The 17229-nt window shown below is 39.3% G+C and carries 18 protein-coding genes and 5 pseudogenes; 14 read left to right on the top strand and 9 right to left on the bottom strand.

What is annotated here, in order from left to right:
• The 5 genes and pseudogenes from ACFIMQ_RS08425 to ACFIMQ_RS08405 form a co-directional block, all read right to left on the bottom strand.
• Nucleotides 1-134 (bottom strand): annotated as a pseudogene (locus ACFIMQ_RS08425) (late control protein); the annotation flags it as partial.
• Nucleotides 125-379, bottom strand: a complete 255-nt coding sequence (locus ACFIMQ_RS08420) for a tail protein X (protein ID WP_375703811.1) — start codon at nucleotides 377-379, stop codon at nucleotides 125-127. The pseudogene ACFIMQ_RS08425 and the gene ACFIMQ_RS08420, both read right to left, overlap by 10 nt.
• Nucleotides 376-861, bottom strand: a complete 486-nt coding sequence (locus tag ACFIMQ_RS08415) for a phage tail protein (protein WP_375703813.1) — start codon at nucleotides 859-861, stop codon at nucleotides 376-378. The genes ACFIMQ_RS08420 and ACFIMQ_RS08415 overlap by 4 nt, the downstream gene beginning before the upstream one ends.
• Before the next feature lie 1158 nt (nucleotides 862-2019).
• Nucleotides 2020-2388, bottom strand: a pseudogene (locus tag ACFIMQ_RS08410) (phage tail tape measure protein); the annotation flags it as partial.
• Nucleotides 2389-2544: 156 nt separating this feature from the next.
• Complete coding sequence (locus tag ACFIMQ_RS08405; protein WP_375703810.1) at nucleotides 2545-2922, bottom strand: hypothetical protein; 378 nt, start codon at nucleotides 2920-2922, stop codon at nucleotides 2545-2547.
• Nucleotides 2923-3246: 324 nt separating this feature from the next.
• On the opposite strand from ACFIMQ_RS08405, the gene ACFIMQ_RS08400 reads away from it, so the two are divergent.
• The 6 genes from ACFIMQ_RS08400 to ACFIMQ_RS08375 all read left to right on the top strand — a co-directional run bounded on the left by ACFIMQ_RS08400 (nucleotide 3247) and on the right by ACFIMQ_RS08375 (nucleotide 9287).
• The gene (locus tag ACFIMQ_RS08400; RefSeq protein WP_375703809.1) at nucleotides 3247-4335 is read left to right on the top strand and encodes a DUF3792 domain-containing protein; all 1089 of its coding nucleotides are present in this window, start codon (nucleotides 3247-3249) and stop codon (nucleotides 4333-4335) included.
• 228 nt (nucleotides 4336-4563) lie between these two features.
• Nucleotides 4564-4722 carry a hypothetical protein gene (locus ACFIMQ_RS08395; RefSeq protein ID WP_375703808.1) on the top strand — a complete coding sequence of 53 codons (159 nt, stop codon included), beginning with the start codon at nucleotides 4564-4566 and terminating at the stop codon, nucleotides 4720-4722.
• Nucleotides 4723-4846: 124 nt separating this feature from the next.
• Nucleotides 4847-5977, top strand: coding sequence for a hypothetical protein (locus ACFIMQ_RS08390; RefSeq protein WP_375703807.1), 1131 nt, complete (start codon nucleotides 4847-4849; stop codon nucleotides 5975-5977).
• A complete protein-coding gene (locus ACFIMQ_RS08385; protein WP_375703806.1) occupies nucleotides 5974-7167 on the top strand; it encodes an MFS transporter in 1194 nt (397 codons plus the stop codon). Before ACFIMQ_RS08390 ends, ACFIMQ_RS08385 begins: the two co-directional genes overlap by 4 nt.
• Nucleotides 7168-7363: 196 nt before the next feature.
• Complete coding sequence (locus ACFIMQ_RS08380) at nucleotides 7364-8038, top strand: hypothetical protein (protein WP_375616924.1); 675 nt, start codon at nucleotides 7364-7366, stop codon at nucleotides 8036-8038.
• 10 nt (nucleotides 8039-8048) lie between these two features.
• Nucleotides 8049-9287 carry a DUF2087 domain-containing protein gene (locus tag ACFIMQ_RS08375; RefSeq protein ID WP_375616923.1) on the top strand — a complete coding sequence of 413 codons (1239 nt, stop codon included), beginning with the start codon at nucleotides 8049-8051 and terminating at the stop codon, nucleotides 9285-9287.
• Between the two features lie 1317 nt (nucleotides 9288-10604).
• Here ACFIMQ_RS08375 and ACFIMQ_RS08370 read toward each other — a convergent pair.
• Together ACFIMQ_RS08370 and ACFIMQ_RS08365 are read right to left on the bottom strand one after the other, a co-directional pair.
• Nucleotides 10605-10805, bottom strand: a complete 201-nt coding sequence (locus ACFIMQ_RS08370) for a hypothetical protein (protein ID WP_375616922.1) — start codon at nucleotides 10803-10805, stop codon at nucleotides 10605-10607.
• Nucleotides 10806-11047: 242 nt separating this feature from the next.
• Nucleotides 11048-11245 (bottom strand): hypothetical protein, encoded by a 198-nt coding sequence (locus ACFIMQ_RS08365; protein ID WP_375616921.1) that lies wholly within the window; start codon nucleotides 11243-11245, stop codon nucleotides 11048-11050.
• A 156-nt stretch (nucleotides 11246-11401) separates the two neighbouring features.
• On the opposite strand from ACFIMQ_RS08365, the gene ACFIMQ_RS08360 reads away from it, so the two are divergent.
• The 5 genes from ACFIMQ_RS08360 (at nucleotide 11402) to ACFIMQ_RS08340 (ending at nucleotide 14333) form a co-directional block, all read left to right on the top strand.
• A complete protein-coding gene (locus tag ACFIMQ_RS08360) occupies nucleotides 11402-11611 on the top strand; it encodes a tRNA-dependent cyclodipeptide synthase (protein ID WP_375616920.1) in 210 nt (69 codons plus the stop codon).
• Between the two features lie 252 nt (nucleotides 11612-11863).
• Entirely contained in the window at nucleotides 11864-12088 is a 225-nt protein-coding gene (locus tag ACFIMQ_RS08355; RefSeq protein ID WP_375616919.1) for a hypothetical protein, read from the top strand.
• A 28-nt stretch (nucleotides 12089-12116) separates the two neighbouring features.
• On the top strand, nucleotides 12117-12377 hold the full coding sequence (locus ACFIMQ_RS08350) for a hypothetical protein (RefSeq protein WP_375616918.1): 261 nt from the start codon (nucleotides 12117-12119) through the stop codon (nucleotides 12375-12377).
• 99 nt (nucleotides 12378-12476) lie between these two features.
• On the top strand, nucleotides 12477-12686 hold the full coding sequence (locus ACFIMQ_RS08345; RefSeq protein WP_375616917.1) for a cytochrome P450: 210 nt from the start codon (nucleotides 12477-12479) through the stop codon (nucleotides 12684-12686).
• Nucleotides 12687-12968: 282 nt separating this feature from the next.
• Nucleotides 12969-14333 (top strand): MFS transporter, encoded by a 1365-nt coding sequence (locus ACFIMQ_RS08340; protein ID WP_375703805.1) that lies wholly within the window; start codon nucleotides 12969-12971, stop codon nucleotides 14331-14333.
• Between the two features lie 64 nt (nucleotides 14334-14397).
• On the opposite strand, the pseudogene ACFIMQ_RS08335 reads toward ACFIMQ_RS08340, so the two are convergent.
• A pseudogene (locus ACFIMQ_RS08335) lies at nucleotides 14398-14520 on the bottom strand (orotidine-5'-phosphate decarboxylase); the annotation flags it as partial.
• Between the two features lie 613 nt (nucleotides 14521-15133).
• Here ACFIMQ_RS08335 and ACFIMQ_RS08330 point away from each other — a divergent pair.
• Nucleotides 15134-15727 (top strand): hypothetical protein, encoded by a 594-nt coding sequence (locus ACFIMQ_RS08330; protein ID WP_375703804.1) that lies wholly within the window; start codon nucleotides 15134-15136, stop codon nucleotides 15725-15727.
• On the opposite strand, the pseudogene ACFIMQ_RS08325 reads toward ACFIMQ_RS08330, so the two are convergent.
• Nucleotides 15708-15914, bottom strand: a pseudogene (locus tag ACFIMQ_RS08325) (hypothetical protein); the annotation flags it as partial. The gene ACFIMQ_RS08330 and the pseudogene ACFIMQ_RS08325 sit on opposite strands and share 20 nt — an antisense overlap.
• A gap of 605 nt (nucleotides 15915-16519) precedes the next feature.
• On the opposite strand from ACFIMQ_RS08325, the pseudogene ACFIMQ_RS08320 reads away from it, so the two are divergent.
• Both ACFIMQ_RS08320 and ACFIMQ_RS08315 read left to right on the top strand, forming a co-directional pair.
• Nucleotides 16520-16896 (top strand): annotated as a pseudogene (locus tag ACFIMQ_RS08320) (hypothetical protein); the annotation flags it as partial.
• A 57-nt stretch (nucleotides 16897-16953) separates the two neighbouring features.
• On the top strand, nucleotides 16954-17070 hold the full coding sequence (locus tag ACFIMQ_RS08315) for a hypothetical protein (protein ID WP_375703812.1): 117 nt from the start codon (nucleotides 16954-16956) through the stop codon (nucleotides 17068-17070).
• Nucleotides 17071-17229 lie beyond the last annotated feature (159 nt).

Here is a 17229-nt window from a genome sequence, read left to right as displayed (position 1 = left end):
GCTTCAAATGTATCGGCTTCATTGCCGGCATGGTCCGTAATGGTTGCGGTTAAAAGACGCTGGTAAAAAACCTCATGGACAAGCTTATCCCCCACCCTCACCTCAATAAAAGGATGCGTGCGCATTAATCCCATAGCCTTTTCACCACGCTGTTCTTTTCTTGGCTGACAAACTCAGGCAGAATGACCTTTAAGCCCCATGGCAACAGAGCACCATACCCTGCAATACCTGGATTGGCTTCCAGTGTGGCTTCTAAATAGCCATTTAGTCCCCCAACTTGAGAACGGTCCCCTAACACAGCCATGGCATGGTGAAAGCAGATCAGATCAAGACTCATATCTTCTAGCTCTACCACGAGGTGATTTTCTGGTATTTTCATGGCGTTTCTCCTCCTTGGGAATATTGACCATATCCCTCTTGGTATTGTCCCACCTGATATTGACCTTGCGGTTTTCCACCATCGAAAAACGGTAACAAGCTAATGGCATAGCGAATGCGCCCCGATTGACCAGAGCGACTAATATAGTCGTGATCTTTCGTGACACTGGTGATTACCACTGATCCATGGAGAATGGCGCTATAGCCATTGTCACTCATCCAACGGATCATCTGAACAGGCTTGGCAACACGAATGGTTCTAGTGATGGCATCAATGGCTGCACGGTCCCCAAACTCTTCTGGAAACAACACCCCATGAATGGTTTTGGGGTCATTGCCATAACCGGTAAATTGCAAACCGGGTGCCTCACCAAAACGCTCTAGGCAAACCCATGAGGCAGAAAACTCTTCCTCAAAGGATTGGAAATTCAGCCAGTCCACATAAAAGAGATGTGGTCCTAACATCAGCAAAGGATCTCTCATAGACGCCCTCCCCTTATTCTGTCCCGCCATGCAGCGCATTAGCGCGTGCCCGTTGCACAAAGCATGGGCAACCGCGCGACCAGTGGCCATGGGTTCACGCGCCCCATTAACATGCACTGTGACATTTTGATTGTGTGTGATGGGGGAACGGTCTTTGTCTCTTTGCTCTCTCGCAGATGAATTTACAGGAGAAGCCCCCGCAAATTGCACGATGGGTTGGATGGCTGTTTTACCCCCCAAAAAACTTGGCAAAAACTCTCTTACATCAATCGACCCAATCCACCCCTTAATGCGGCTAGGCAAAGATTTACAAAAATCCATCAATTGTGAGATAGACGACATAAAGCCATCGACAATCGAATTAGCCAGATCTTCGCCCGCTTGTTCCATACCAGCCTTGGCACTCTCCGAGAGCTTTTCCTGTGTAAAAAAACTCTTCAACCATTGCCAAAAGTTGGAAAAGCTTTGTTTAACGCCCTCCCACAAATTGCCAAACCACTCGACAACAGAGGAAAGTCCTTGTTTAAACTTTTGCCAATGGGAAGAGAAGTCGAAAGCAGCAGCAATGATGTTTTTCCATTTGGTGATGGTGGTAGTATCAGCACCAAAAAAACGCATGACGGCTTCAAAGGCACGCCCCCAAGCCCGAGATATCCCCCGTGCAAAACCTTTGACAAATGAAGAAAAACGGTCCCAATATTTCCACAAAGCAAAACCAGCAGCAAGGATGACAGCCACAACAGCAGCAATGACCGCCCCAATCGGGGTAAAAATACCCCCCACAACAGAGGAAAGACTTGCCCCAGCCACTTCGATCACTGTCCCCATCCAACCAAAAGAGGCAGCAAATGCACTTCCTGAGACAGCAATCCCCCGTAAAGCCCCGACCAACAAGGTCATGGGGCGTAAGAGTCGGAGTGAACTTGCCCCAAGACCCGCGGTTAGCAAACCCAGCGAGCGCCCTGCGGCTGCTAAGCCACGCCAGCTTGCAGCAACACCACGACTGAGTACTCTAAGCTTGATAAAAGAGCCCATCAATTGAAGAAGCCCAAGACGTGTGCCAGCCATGGTAAAGCGCAAAACCCGTAGAGCAATATTAAAAGCCATCAGAGCGGCAATGGTTTTGATAATGGCACTTGTTAAAGTGGGATGGGCATTCGCCCACGCCATAAGCCCATTGGTAAAATTGCCAACACTTTCCATCAAACTGTTGAGGGGGGGCAGAAGCACTTCACCAATGGTGATGCCCAGAGCCACAATGCGGTTTTGTAAGAGTTCAAATTGCCGCATGGCACCGGTTGCTTGTTTGTCTGCTTCTTGCTCTACAGAGCCTTTAAAGACTTGTGGATCTTTCACATAATCTAAAGCTTGCCCTAACAATTCGGGGTTACCCACCAATTTGGCAAAATCGCCGGTAAAATCGCGCCCCGCAATGGCAATCAGCGAGCGCATCCCCTGTTCGGATTTACCCAACACATTAAAAAAGCGCACCAAGGTGCCGGTGGCATCTTTGTCCAGATCTTGCATGAATTTTTCGCGGGAAAGCCCGATATTGGCAAAAGCATCTTCAAGTGGTAGTATCAGCACCAAAAAACGCATAACGGCTTCAAAGGCTTGCCCCCAAGCCCGTATTATCCCCCGTGCAAAACCTTTGACAAAAGAAGAGAAACGGTCCCAGTATTTCTACAAAGCAAAACCAGCAGCAAGGACGACCGCCACCACAGCTGCAACAACAGCCCCTATTGGAGTAAAAACAGCTCCCACAACAGAGGCAATACCTGCCCCAACCACTTCGATCACTGTCCCAATAAAACCAAAAGAGGCAGAAAATGCCGCACCTGAAACGGCTATCCCTCGTAAAGCCCCCACAAGTAAAGTCATTGGGCGAAGAAGACGCAGCGCATTCCCACCAAGCCCTGCTGCCATTAACCCCAATGAACGCCCTGCAGCCAATAGCCCTCGCCAGCTTGCAGAAAAACCACGACTAACAGCCCCCATCTTGATAAAAGAGCCTATCAATTGAATGAGTCCCCATGAACAGGAAAAAACCGAAGCGGGCAATTGAGATCTTACAGCCCTGCATACACCCACATCCCACAGCACAAACAACAGCTTGAACCGCGTCTTCCACCCCCACGACACAAGGTACAATTAATACTTATTTTGTCTCATAAGAGATAAAATGATCACACAAACACATTTTTTTTCAAGCATAAGTGAGATTTTTTTGAAGCATATATGAACATTTTATCTCTCATAACAAACATTTGTTTAAAGTGTTTTCTTTTCCATTTTTAGCGGCTATTTATCCATTTTGGACCATAAACTTTGGAACATAATTCGCAAAAAGACATTGTATCTCCAGCATATTCAAGGAGATAAAACATGGAAACCCGCATTCCTGAAAACACACCATTCGATACCAATTTTCTAGGAGAAACATCTCTAGAAGAAAAGTATTCATTCTTTCACACACCCATTTCATGGTCCGCGATCTTTGCTGGACTGGTGACAGCTCTTGCCACCTCAATCTGTCTCTCTTTTCTTATTGCTGCTTTGGGGTTAAGCCAAATGGATTTCACCTCCTCCTCCCCTTTTAGAGGGTCCTTTCTTTCTATGGGAATTGGCTCACTTATCGTGATGCTCATAAGTCTGGCAAGTGGTAGCTTTATCGCTGGGCGTTTTGCTGAAACGGCTGGAGCTCTTCATGGGTTCTTAACCTGGGCTCTCATAACACTTCTTATGACATTCCAAGCCATCCACGTGGTTTCAAGTACAGCAAAGATAGGGGCTAAAGCCGCCCTAGAAAACAGTTCCACGATACAACAAACTGTAGACAGTTTTAAAACAAACATATCCCCCCTACTGTCAAACTTAAACAGTGAAAGTCTTGAAAAGTTTTTTGCAACAAAAAGTGACAATGGAGTCAATTTTGACCAACTTGGCAATGAGTTACGCACTCTTTTCAATAAAAGCGATATTCCAGCTCTCAATGCTGATCGCTTAAAACAAACCTATCAGGCAGCCCTCAACGATATCGGTTCTGCAATAACAGCTTTTAAAAATGATCCGTCTCACTATCGCACCACTTTGAAAAATCTTGGCGAACGCCTTTCTGATCGTGTAGAAGATCTCACAGCCAAATTTAATCGAAGCGATATCATCAATGCACTTATGAAGGATGGTATGACACGTGCGGAAGCACAAACAGCCGCCAACCATGCCATTCAACTCTACCAGAGCGCAGAGGAAAAAACTGAAAAAGCCATAAAAGCCCTTGAGGAACGAGCTGAAACACTCTCTGACAATCTTGAAGATGCTGTTAAGGGCGCCAAAAACACAGCCACGAAAGTCACGAACACAGCCTCCAATATGGGATGGTGGGGATTTTTAGGAAGCTTGATCGGTGCCGTCATTTCCAGCGTTTTTGGTTATTATGGGTACAGAAGCCGCAAAGACTTTTTCATGCTTTAAAAACTTATAACTCAGAAAGTATAAAACCAATAAAAAGCTGTACAATCCGTACAGCTTTTTTGTCAAAATCTTCTTGATCACTCTAAAATTCAGCCCTCTTATTTAAAATGCTCTTTGCAATCAACATTGTATTTGACAAAAATAAAATCCATGCTAAGGTGAAACGAGTGGTAATCTTTTTATTTTGGTTATCAGTGATTTTTTTATCAACTATAAGGGGGGAAATATATGAATATTTCACTTAATAAAGTAAAAAATGTTATTGAATTGGCTGATGATGAAGTTGTGCCAACTGCAATGCTTACTAAGTATGCACAGCGTAACGATATTCAAATTTATCAAAGTGAGCTTGATGAGCTTAATATGAATGATTCGCTGGAAGTTTAATGATGTATTGTTGATGCAAATCTGCTTATCCATCCATCTTTAAAAATTAAGCTTATTTAAGTGCATGTTTCAGTTATTTTCAGAGGGCTTTTCTCAAAAAATTTGGGCTAAGCAAGCAGCTGAGTTGTCGATTTCATACATCCCTTTCAATGAAAGGGATGTATTGCATGCTTTAAGACAATACGCTCTACATCCTCATAAACTCTTAGCTCTTAATCCTAAATCCGAAGTAGTAACAGTGGTTAATGGAGTGCGGAGTCCAAATCCTCTTTCAAACTTTCTTGTTTTAGATACGGATAGAACTATAGAAGAATATACTGCCCGCGTTGACCAATATGCCGAAGGACAAGAATGGGCGGTCATGTATTATGGATTATACGCTGCAACCCCTGTTCTATGGGATGTGGCAAAACAATTTGCAGATCAATTAGCACATTCTTTAGGTTTTAGACCTGGTGGACGTGTAGATATTGACTGCTTCATCGGCCGATATTCCTCCACCCATGTTGGGATACATGTGGATCACGCTCATAATTTTGGTTTTACTCTACAGGATGGCAAAACAATGTTTGCATGGCCCAGTACACGAGAAGACCTCCAAGGGCTAAAATATCCTGAATATGAAGCGCATAAATCAACAGCAATTGCGCTGCAAAACCGTACAGACCGTGTTGCCTACTTTCCCCATGATGCTTTCCACGTTGCTGAAACTGGAAAAAATATCGCGGCAAATATCAATATTGCCTTTTGGGAAACAGCACACGATGCACAACATCATAAAAATTATGTCACGCATTTACTCCATCTTGATGATCGAACGCGACATGATATCCGCGCATCAGGAAGAGCAAATTTAAACCCTGATAATGCTTTTCAACACTCTGCACTAAACTCCGCCATCGCAAATGGTACCTTAAAACGCCATATGCTGGTTTCTCAATTAATTTGTGATACAAGTTCACGTTTATGCATCGGTCGCCCCCTTATTGACATTTCTGAAATTGAAAATGAAATCACTCTTCGCGCATCTGCAACCCTCCAATGGGTGCCCTTACTAGAAACAAAAGAACTCCTCATCGCAGCAAATGGGCATTGCGCCAGTTTTGAGTATAGCTCTCATCTAGAACATTTCCTTTCTCAAATTTCATCAGGAAAAAAATTAGATCTAGCAAAATTAAATGATAAACCACATGACACAGCACAGCAGGAAATTTTAAAAGCCGTAAAAGCCTTGGCATCTTGGGGAGCATTGTGACAAAGAAAAAATCCATGATTGTCACCCAAATGGGGCTTTTCCTTGTTTTAGGCTTGAGCAGCTTTGCCGATGAAACAGCACAAGTTACATTTGCTCTCCACTTAGCAGAAAGCACAGCATCTATTTCAATGCTGCTGTTTGCAGGGCTTGTCGGGGCAATTTGTGCCGGACCAATTGCACCACGTCTCTTACATCGCTTCCAACCAGCGCGAACAGTACCCATTGTTTTATTGTTTGAAGCACTCTTCATAGCTGTTGCCGCAATCGCCAACCAATTTTGGGTTTATATTGCCCTTTCTTTTGCACTAGGGTGTGCTGGTTCACTCTTTTGGTCTGCTATCCTTGTTGCTGTACCTGACTTCGCAAAAAATGATCAGCAATTAGACTGTATCAACCGCATTATCCAAACAGTCCGTAATCTCGGCTACATTGCAGGACCACTGTTAGGAGGTGTACTATATGGTCTCTCAAACGGGCAAAAAGGGCTCTTTGCACTATCCATCATGGTTCTCTGTGCAACCTTTATCACTCTCTTCTGTTTTAAAAGTTTAAACATGCATGTGCCAACAACAACCACAACACAGCAAGCCAAAAAGGGACTAGACTTAAGAGGGCTCTTGCATAAAAAAAATGTTGTCTATGCTCTTGCACCCCTCATCATCACCATCATCCTCACCTCTGCTCTCAACGTCTTATCGATTGTCCGCATCCGCACCGAACTGTATTTAAGCGCTGAAACCTACGGGATAATTGCAAGTATGATAAGTCTAGGGCTCGTCGTCGGACCACTCTGCTTTTCCAGCCTTTTCCACCGCTTTGGCAATGCCGCTGGTGCATCACTTGCCGCTACAATAATTGGTTTTGCAATTTTCTGCTTTTCCTTAACACATATTGTATGGTTAATGATGCTGTCATTTTTCATCCTTGGGGGTGCAAACGGCGTACAAAATGCTCTAATGGCAAGTTTTATGATGAAAGCCATTCAGAAAGAACACCGAAACAACCAAATGCCTGCCTATATCTTTATCATACAAACAGCGGTGTGCCTTGGCTTTCTAGGAGCCGGTTTTGTAACAGTGCATCACACCCAAAGCACACTATTTATCATTGGCATCGCCACCATGATCACAGGCATATTAGGCTTTATCATAAACCGCACTATGCAAAAAAAGGAATATGATAATGGTTAACGAACTTTACTATCTTTGCTCTCAGGCAACCCAAACCCAAAAATGGCATGACAATCACCTCTCGATAAAATCGTTGTATCTCCCCTATAACCCCACACCAACCAATAAGACTTTGATGAACCACTCTTGAGTGTGGAAGAGCTAACAACCGTTCCCCAAATTTAGTTTATAGCAAAATAGAAACCGGTTTAACATCATGCAACAAGATCCTATAGGCTTAAACTTTTACAATGGAACAGGCGGCTATGTGTGGCAACTGGCAGACTATATGCGACATGATTGTCATGAGAGCTCCCACACACTTGAATTGCAAAAACCAACGCCGCCCATAGCCATCAATTCTTTCGCTGTCTACCCACGTGAACTCAATCCTTTATCACGCGTTCAATGGGCAAAAGATGTACAAATAATAAAAAACAAACCAGCACTCATTGGCAAACGGCAAATACAACCCATCACCATTGTTTCTACAAAAGGAGCGACATTTGGCGGATTCGACTTTCCCACATTTGAAGCACTTCGTGAAAGCTGCCTTGTCCAATCACTGAGAGAAATACAATTCAATGATACTCTTCTTGCCCCTGGAAGTCTTTTGATATCACTTTTACAACACGGTCTCATCGAAACAGATCAAAAAGCATTTTCAGAAAATGATGCAACCGCTCTTTTACGAGAGCCAACATGTATTATCATAGATTCTTCTCTTGGCAGTCTTGCCATTAATCAACTCAATGGGCGTACAATCCGGCTTCATGAAAAAACAAAACATCTCTTAAAGCAAGCCACCACACCAATGCACATTCAACACCCGCTAGAGGATTCAATAAAGTTTCTTGTAAAAGCAGGAATGCTACGATTGATAAAATTATAAGGATAAAAAGATGCAGCTGATAAGACCTGGCATGGGAACAGAAAATAGTGCACAGCTCATTTATGCGCTTATTCAAATGGCAAGACCACGCACAGTCATTGAAATCGGTGCTGGTGATAGTACGCGCTTTATCGCAAGAGCACTCCAAAAAGCAAAACAAGCATGGCAACAGGATAAAAAGCTTCTAGAATCCGCCATTTGGGAAGAACGAACAGCTTTGCTTGACCCTTCAGGAATTCCTGAGAATTATGAACCTCGGCTTATCACCATTGATGATTTTACAGTAGAAGGTCAATCAGCAGAAGAAGCATGGCAAGAACTTCTTAAAGATGGCATTGAAAAAGATACTGTAACATTTATCAATGAAAATTTTTTCTCTCTTGATGAAAGAACTCTCAAATCTTGGGCGCCAATAGATTTTGCTTGGCTTGATGCTGGAACGCCAGCAGATGATGTACGATTTGTTATAACCCTTTGGGAACATATCACCGCTGGTGGTTATCTTTGTCTGCATGAACCAACAATGACCACAACGATTGCTCTTAATGGCGAACAACGGGTTCGACGCGTTAGAACCCCTATCTGGGAAGAACTCCTCTATCGGCTTGATGATTCCTATGAGGCTTTAACACTCCCCGAAAACCACAAATATCGCCAAAGTGGTCTTGGCATCATCCGTAAACGCACCCCAGCCGAACAAATTGTACGCGCACAATCACTACAAGAAGAACTTATAGAAATCAATGAATTGCCCATTCGCAATGATCTTTTGCCCATGGGAGCAGAAGCACTTCACAAACGCTACACACGCAGTTCGCTCATTTCTGCCATGACCTCTCCTACCCTGCGCGCTGTTTATGCTGCCATTATCCTTGGTGCAAAAAATCTTACTGATATCCTCCAACATATTGATTCAGATGCCAAAACCATTCACAAATCCATCAATCGCCTTTTGAACCTCGGACTTATTCAAAACACAACAGAAGGATTTCAAGCAATCGATACATTGTGGCAAGCGCTAGAAGATAAAAATGGACGAAATATGGAAAATTTTAGTGATCGCTATTTAGAAACAGAAGAGATGCTATCAAAAATTGGTGAAGCGTTTCAAATGGGAAAAATCTATAGCGAAATGGAAGTTTCCAAGATATGCAACCTCTTTACGATAGACTTTGCCCGATTACGACGCACTCTTGTTGAGAGAGGTTTTTTACAACGCCATGGAGGAAAATATCAACGCATCCTTTAAAAATTACAGAATTTGGACCTTGAAATTATAGAAATTCGTTTAAAAATACTGATCTCTATGCATAGATTACACCTTTTACAGTAAAAAACATATCTTTTTTTCCAAAATCCTGTCATGAAAGTCTGCATTTTAAATATCAGCATATAGAAATTTTTTTATACCCAAAAAACACTCAAATTTATGAGAGCAATTATACAGAAAAAAGGCGAGAAATTTTCTATTTTAAAATACTGATCTGCTAGGATAAAAGATAGAATAGTGATTGTAATATACATCTATTTATATTTTGAAGAATTCAACCAGATATTTTTTGAGATTCTTTTTCACATTCATTTGAGTTAAATGATGATAAAGTGAGAGGTGAAACAGCAAATTTGGTTATAACCTTAGCATAACAGAAAAACTTATTCTTTCGCAATAAATAGCTTAAAATATTATTTTTTCCAATGACTTACAAATAACTTTTCTTAATATTATGATGTAAAAATTATTCAAGTTTTATTTAAAATACAATTAATCTCATTTACAAAAAGAAGAATCCATAATCTTAAGCTCTCCACCAACAAGGCTTTAAGAAAACAGCTTCCAGTTCAGTTAAGTGTTCTCAATTGTCCGATACCATGAAGCGAATTTGCCCTAACTCTAATGAAATTTTTGATCTGTAAAAGTACATCGGTTTTCTAGAGTTACTAAAAAAGCAGAAAAGAAAACAAAAAAGGAGCTTACCTGTATAAGAGGCATATGATTACAATATTCATAATTCTTATAATTTAGAAAAATCATTTCGCATTCTTAACTTCTCTCAATACAAACACAATGAAAATTACAAGCTATAAGTTTGCGTTCTAGTTCTTCATAAAAACCAGAAACAAACAGTAAACTGACAGTCATATCAAATAGAAAATTTTCACTTGTTTAAATTGGATCTGTGATAGATATCTGTTTTTTTAAGATAATTATCCTGAAAATCATAAAAGAAAGAAAATTTGAGTGAGTCACTTGAAACAATTATATTTATAATAACTGATTTTAGCTTTTCACTATCAGTACTAAAGGGGATTGGCCAAATTTCCTTTATCGTATAGATTAGTTGTCCATATTTGAGTTCTACTAAAAATAATAAATTCTCTTGTAGATTAGATTAGCACAAAAAAGAGTTCATAGCTAAACTACTATGTGTTTATTGGAATAAACTTTGAATTCACCAAAACTTATAAAACCCAATTTTTTATAAATACCAATTCCCTCGTTAAGAAGCTTGAAAACCAATAACACGACATTGCCTTCTTTTTAAATGTTCAATAGCAATTTTTGTCATTAATGTCCCAATACCTCTTTTCTGAAACTCTGGCACACGCCACCAATTCTATCCGCTTTAATACAAAAACATATTACCACAGGATTGTTATTTATAGAACCAACGAACATTTCTACATCAGAATCTTTTTTATAACAACCACCTATTGTTTCATAAAATATTACCGCCTCCTCATCAAAAGGCTCGAATACTGACGTCATAACATTTCCATAATTTATAAAATCTTGAAGTAATTGAACTTTCTTTATTTTGAAGTTGTCCAGCATAGAAGGAATATGGAATCTATATCTTGAGCGAAGTCTGCCATTTTTACCTCTGTTTCAACATGCTCTAAGCCGATAGATAAGAGAAGTTCATTCACTTTGTAATGAAATGAATGAGGTCCAATCCATCAAGCTAAAGGTAGTTTCTGTGTATTAAAGGGATCGATTATGAACTTTGCTTAGTCTACATGTATCGTTTCTTGTAAATTTTTAGTAGAGATAATATTGAATGTATCTGAAGAAAATGTTGAATTAACGGTAGATACTCCATTTGAAAAATCAACAACCTTCATTTTAGGGCACAATTTTGGTAAAAAACTTACTTTTGAACAAAAATTATTCTCTAATGATAAGTCAATTTTTGATTTATTTAACATTTGTTCCCCTTGTCATTGCTCCGCATTTCTAATTGCTCTTTTTAATACTTTTGTACGAAGAAATTCAAAATTTTGTGAATCATACACGCAAATCTCAATCTAGGCAGTTGGGCATCGAGAAAAAGCGTAGGATTATCAACTAAAAAAATAAAGCGTTTGGAAAAAACTAATATTTCTCTTGAATATATTCTTGATGAAATACTGTTTTACGTAAATAGCTCATCTTTACTTAATAGAGAGAACTCAGTTTTAGCCTACCATCGTGAATGTCCTTGTTGGAGAATTGTTGCTCAATGGCGAACAACTTCTCTGTGTTTACAAGCAGCAAGGATACAGAATTATTTCGTTATGGACGAAAACTTATGAAACGAGCCAATTTATCATTAAAAATCCAAGCAGGATGAATAATGCGCCACGTTATTTAATTCAACGTTATGGGCGAAAATTTCCAAAAAAATCCATACAACGCATACCAAACTATACATTCTTCTAACTCTGTTCTTTGAGATGAAAATCTTAAAGCTTATTTTTTTGGCCACTATGAAAATGTCAGCGCACTTTTGAAGGATACCCGCTTTACAACAACACGCTTAGCCATTCGGGCAGAGCCGGTAAGGAGTGGATTGCGTCTTAACCCAAATGGAAGGGCATAAGCACCATAGCAAGTGGCACATCATACTTTCAAAGCTTACTGGGCAAATGTTCCGCACACGCTATACTGAAATTATTGAAGAAACAACAGACCAGCTTCTCATGATACATCTTCCAAAGGGGAAAATAGATATTATAAATGAATTTGGTAAAGACTATAGCGGACTTGTTACATTAATGGTCTTAGGCTAACCTAAGAGACCGCTACAAGGATATATCCATGTGGCATAGAGGAGTTGCATCTTTTGTCACCAGCCTAAACCAATCAAATGAGGAAAAAGAATTCAGCTTATCGTGCAGCAAAGATATCATCTCTTATCTAACACCACTTATAAAAGAATGGGACAAAAATGCATTAGAAAATTTAATCTCTGTTTTATGCCAGAAGACAAATGGTGGCACCGGTATGAGAACTTCTGAAATAGTTGCGCTCGTCCTTAACATGTTATTAGCCGTCATAGAACCTGCCGATAAAACATGAACTTATCTTTTTTATCATTTCCTCACACACCCAAATGAATGAGAAAAAATCCAAAATGATAGGAGACTTTTTGGCGATGCAATCGCAGAAACACTGCGCTTGACTTCTCCCATTCAGCTTATACCACGCCAGACCAATCAAGCAATAGAGTTCGCAGGAGTCACATTACCAGCCAACTCTCTTGTTTTTTGCATGATTGAAGCAGCTAACCGTGATCCAGATGCTTTTATGAACCCCAATCATTTTATACCAGAACGTAAACGGGGCAGTAAAACTGGGGCGGATCTCATAAGGACCGCAAACCATTGAGCCTTTGGAGCAAGCATGCACGTCTAGGTTCTGCTTTTGCTCTCATACAGATTGAATTGACAGCGAATAGACTCCTCGATAAACTCATTGATATCAGCTTAACTGATGGCTTAATTCTAGAGAAAAAGGCGGGTTATACACAAGGGGACCATCAGCACTTCCAATCATATTCATTCCAATATCAAAATTGCAGATATCACAAATGCGTGTTCATTCTTAAAACTCTGTGATTTATGGGGGGGGGAAGCAATATTTTAAAGAATATCTTTAGGGAGCATAATCATGCAAAAGGTAGATTCCTATACCAAATCAGAAAAATATGTCATATATACCGTCATTATTTCCAGCATACTTCCTCTGCTGGATGGGAGCATTGTCAATGTCATCCTTCCTGACCTTGCGCGTTATTTTTCCGTGGAAGGAAATAATATACAATGGGTTGTCACGTCCTATTTTCTAGCAACCGTTCCAGGACTGCTGATGTCCGCTTTTGTGCAAGGAAGAATAGGTATAAAAAGAACTTGGCTCCTTGCAAGCTTCATTTTTATGCTTGGCTCACTGGGGGTAGGATTAAGCTATAATTTTCCAACCATTATATCTGCTCGTATTGTTCAAGGGTTTGGGACAGGCCTTTTGCTACCCCTTAGCCAAACCATTATTGCGTTACAATTTGGGCAGACACGAGTGCGCCAAGCCATGGGCACCATAGCCGTACCAACGGTTTTTGCTCCTGCCTTTGGACCGCTGGTAGGAGCTTCATTTGCTCAGTATGTGTCTTGGCGTTTGTTATTTTTTATTAATATTCCGCTTATTTTATTGGCACTCACCCTTGGAGCAAAACATTTAAAGAGCAACGAAACAACAAAAACAAAATTTAACTTATTTGCATTTTTAGCATTTTCTATATCGCTTCTCTCGTTTTTTTACCTCACAGAAGCCAGAAATATAAATAACCACAACGCCCTCTTTATCCTAGCACTTATAGCAGTGATATCTCTCATATTATTCATTGTTTCTAATCAGAAAGCAAAAAACAAATTAATCATCTTTAGCGGATTTAAAAATGCGCGCTATACATTGCTCATGATCATGGGGCTTGTTGCTTCATTTCTTTTTTATAGTTTCCTCGTTTATTTCCCACTAGCCATTGCCATGGAACAAGCCCATGAAAATAGCCTTCTCATCATCGGTGCAGTCCTAGCTCTGCAAGGAGTGGGTGCATGGATTGGAAGGAAATTTATTTACCAAAAGTGGAAAGAAAAATCTCCCTTTTTCATGATAGGAATTGGTTTGGTGATATCAAGCTTTGGGTTATTATGCTTCGGCTATAATATAAGCATGGATGGACTTGGATTCTTGCTAAGAGGCGTAGGGCTTGGCATCACCACCATTGTATGTTTGTCTGCTCCCATCCAATATGTCAACAGTTTATACGTCAAAGATACAGCCGTTATCACACGCATATTACAGCAAATAGGTGGAGCCTTAGGGGGTGTATTTGCTGGCTTTCTGCTACATTCGTTAACAGAGCAACACCTTTCCTTAAGTCAAACATATCTCATATTCTTCCTCTTCTCTATCGCTGCATTTTTACTGTTTTGCCTAGCCCTCTTCTTATCGCCTCAAGAGAAAAATTCCGATTTATGATATGCTTTTATGTGAATGCCCTATCAATAACATTTGCAACGGTGTATAAAATTATACAGCCTTAATCTTTTAAACCTTTATAATCACAGCTTAAATTCCATAATTGCAAAACTTTATGGCCCAGATCAAAACCAACACAAAGGGTGCCAAATTTTTCACTATTTTTTAAAATATCTGAACGAAACATTTTATATCCTAACACAGTTTCTCTTTAAACTTTTTGATACAATCAAAAAGAAAAGCATTTGTCAAAAGAATACAATACAGAACAGTGACTATCGAGTTTTTACGATAAAACATATTATGAACAGTTATGAATGATAGCTGTTTTTCATTTCATTTGAACCTTTGCATCATAATTTGCTTTTTATGGTCTACTCATACATGGCAATTATTTATAAAAATAGTTAAATGAATCACGTATAAAAGTGTGGATTCTTATAAAACAAATTTACTCAATCTATTGATCTTAATATTCCTTTTACATGTAATGTGCATTATTGGGAATGCCTTTGGCACGCCCATAACCTGCCTTTGGTGGTATACGCTTTTAAATCGGTTGTGGAGTCTTCTGTGTATTTTGTGATGTCATAAAATACACCCTCCAGATAATAAAAAAACCGCATTTGCGGGGATTTTAAACTGTACCTTACCTTCATTAGACAAAATACGCCTAAGTATAGCAATGTCATTAAATACGATTTGATACACTTTGTCAATATAAAAATAACACATATTGATAATTTAAAAGGGAATCAGTTAACGATAATTCCAATAAAACCAATGAAAGAGCAATAAACATGACAATCGTATTAATTATCTTATGTATTCTACTATTACTTCCACTTATTGGAATTATACTGGAAGCTTTATGTGCTATAATTGGCTACGGTATAGGTGCCGCTATGATTGGAGGTCTTATTTTTCTATTAATAATAGGAGCAAAGTTCTTAGGATTTATATATAGCTTGTGTTTAATAATAGCGTTTATGGCATTAATTACAATTTATAACCTTAAATCAAACGGAAACACATGGGAAGAGGCAATTTCATACAGCACTGCATTATTTTTACCACTGTTTATCTTATGGTTTATTCCATGGCTTCCCATTTGGAATTCTGATACGGACATTATAGCAGGAATATTGTTTTGTACAGCGATAATATGTTCTATTATTGCGATCCCATTCACATTCGATCCTCCAATGGAAGATATTAACAGCTATCCTGGATTTCTAGTTAAAATGTATTGTGCAATACCTATATTTTTGGCGATTTTTTGTTGGAGCATAACGATAGGAATAATCTCAGTAATAATATTTATTATTGGCTATGCATATTCACATAATGATAAACCTGATGAAGAAAAAGCCTCTAATGAAAATACTTCCTAAGAACATTAATAACAACGGGTAATGAATTCACAAGATATGGTAGCATTTGATCTTCTATAACGAGGTACTGTAGCACTGCATAAAGATTGTACTGTCTATAGAGGCATTGGGCTTCTTTTATTGGCTTTTGCATGTTTATAAACCGCTCTGCTGCAAATGCTACCCATTGGTCTCCTGCCTTATCATCAAATAACAATTAATTGATTTATATAGATAATTTAGCGTTATTCATATTGAATTAGAACCTCGAATATCGTAAGATTCTCTTATTTCAAACCTGTTTATATTGAATCAATCACAATCACCTACTTGCACATTATAAGCGGAGCAAACTGTATGGATAAAATGTACAAGACAGGAGTAAAAATAGCTCTTATGAACCGTCTCTAGTGCCAAGATCTGTCGTAACATTGGGAAGCTAACAAAATGTGTGATAGTGCTGGTTTTCTTCAGAAGGAAAAATGTTTAGTGGCATGCCTCATTAGCACCGCATTGGATTTTTTTAAGCGGAGGAAGATTTATGAGTGCCCCCATCTCCTCAAGCATAGCTCTATGGGCGTTTACGCGTTACACCTGTTTTCTCCTGCTTCCGTAGCATTTGCATTGTGCCCCATCTGGAATGAAGTCTAATTTAAAATCCCCCTTGTAAAGAATACGATGATATTGAAAAGACTTTGTCTAAAATAGCAGCGCTGATTGGAAAGGATGTGTCTTGGATGTGATATAGACGGACAAATATAATATGGATAATGCTTCATTACAAATCATCAGATCAAAAAGAAGATATTGATAGTTTTTATAGCAACCTCTGGGAAAAAGATCTTCACTTGTCGAATTCTTATCGATAGTACCGAAACAGAGTGGAGTGATAACGCTTTTCAAATACCTGTAAAGGACTAGAAATACGCATTCAACGGATTAATCCTTTTGATCTAGAAAACAGTTAAATCGACTGAAGTGCTTTTGAAGAAAAAGAAGATGTTGTCCTTAAAAAAAAAGAAAAGACCCCTTAGATCATCAAAAAGAAACGCCTACAGCTTTTGTGAGGGATTAAAAAGCAGACCGTAGCAAGCTAATTATAGTGTGTGGGACAGTAAAGAGCTTTACTAGTCTTAAGATAGCAGAAGCTCTTGCGGGGTCAAAATAAGCGTGTTTTATTTTTAGTACCTTTTTATTCACAAGAGCTTTTTGCAAATGAAGAGTTGATTAGATATTTGAACAAAAATATGATTGCGTCTGATAAATTAGCCTATGATCATGTTGTCTATGATTCAGATATTGAATCTGACCTTGCACAATCGTTTGAGAATAATGCAGAGGTAAAAGTTTACGCCAAAACCTAGGTGGTTTACAAGTGATACTTCACTTGGATCATATAGTCCCGATATAGCTATTTTATTCAAGCTAGATGGTGAAGGAAAGCTATCTTTTTCTCACGGCAGACTTTCTCTCTCATTACGCTGGTTTCTAAAAAAGATCGCAAAAATCATCAATTCTTTAAA

The organism is Bartonella sp. AD13SXNS, assembly GCF_042196465.1.
Lineage (GTDB): Bacteria > Pseudomonadota > Alphaproteobacteria > Rhizobiales > Rhizobiaceae > Bartonella.
The sequence above is the reverse complement of the archived record's forward strand: the minus strand, read 5'-3'. Positions and strand labels throughout refer to the sequence as shown.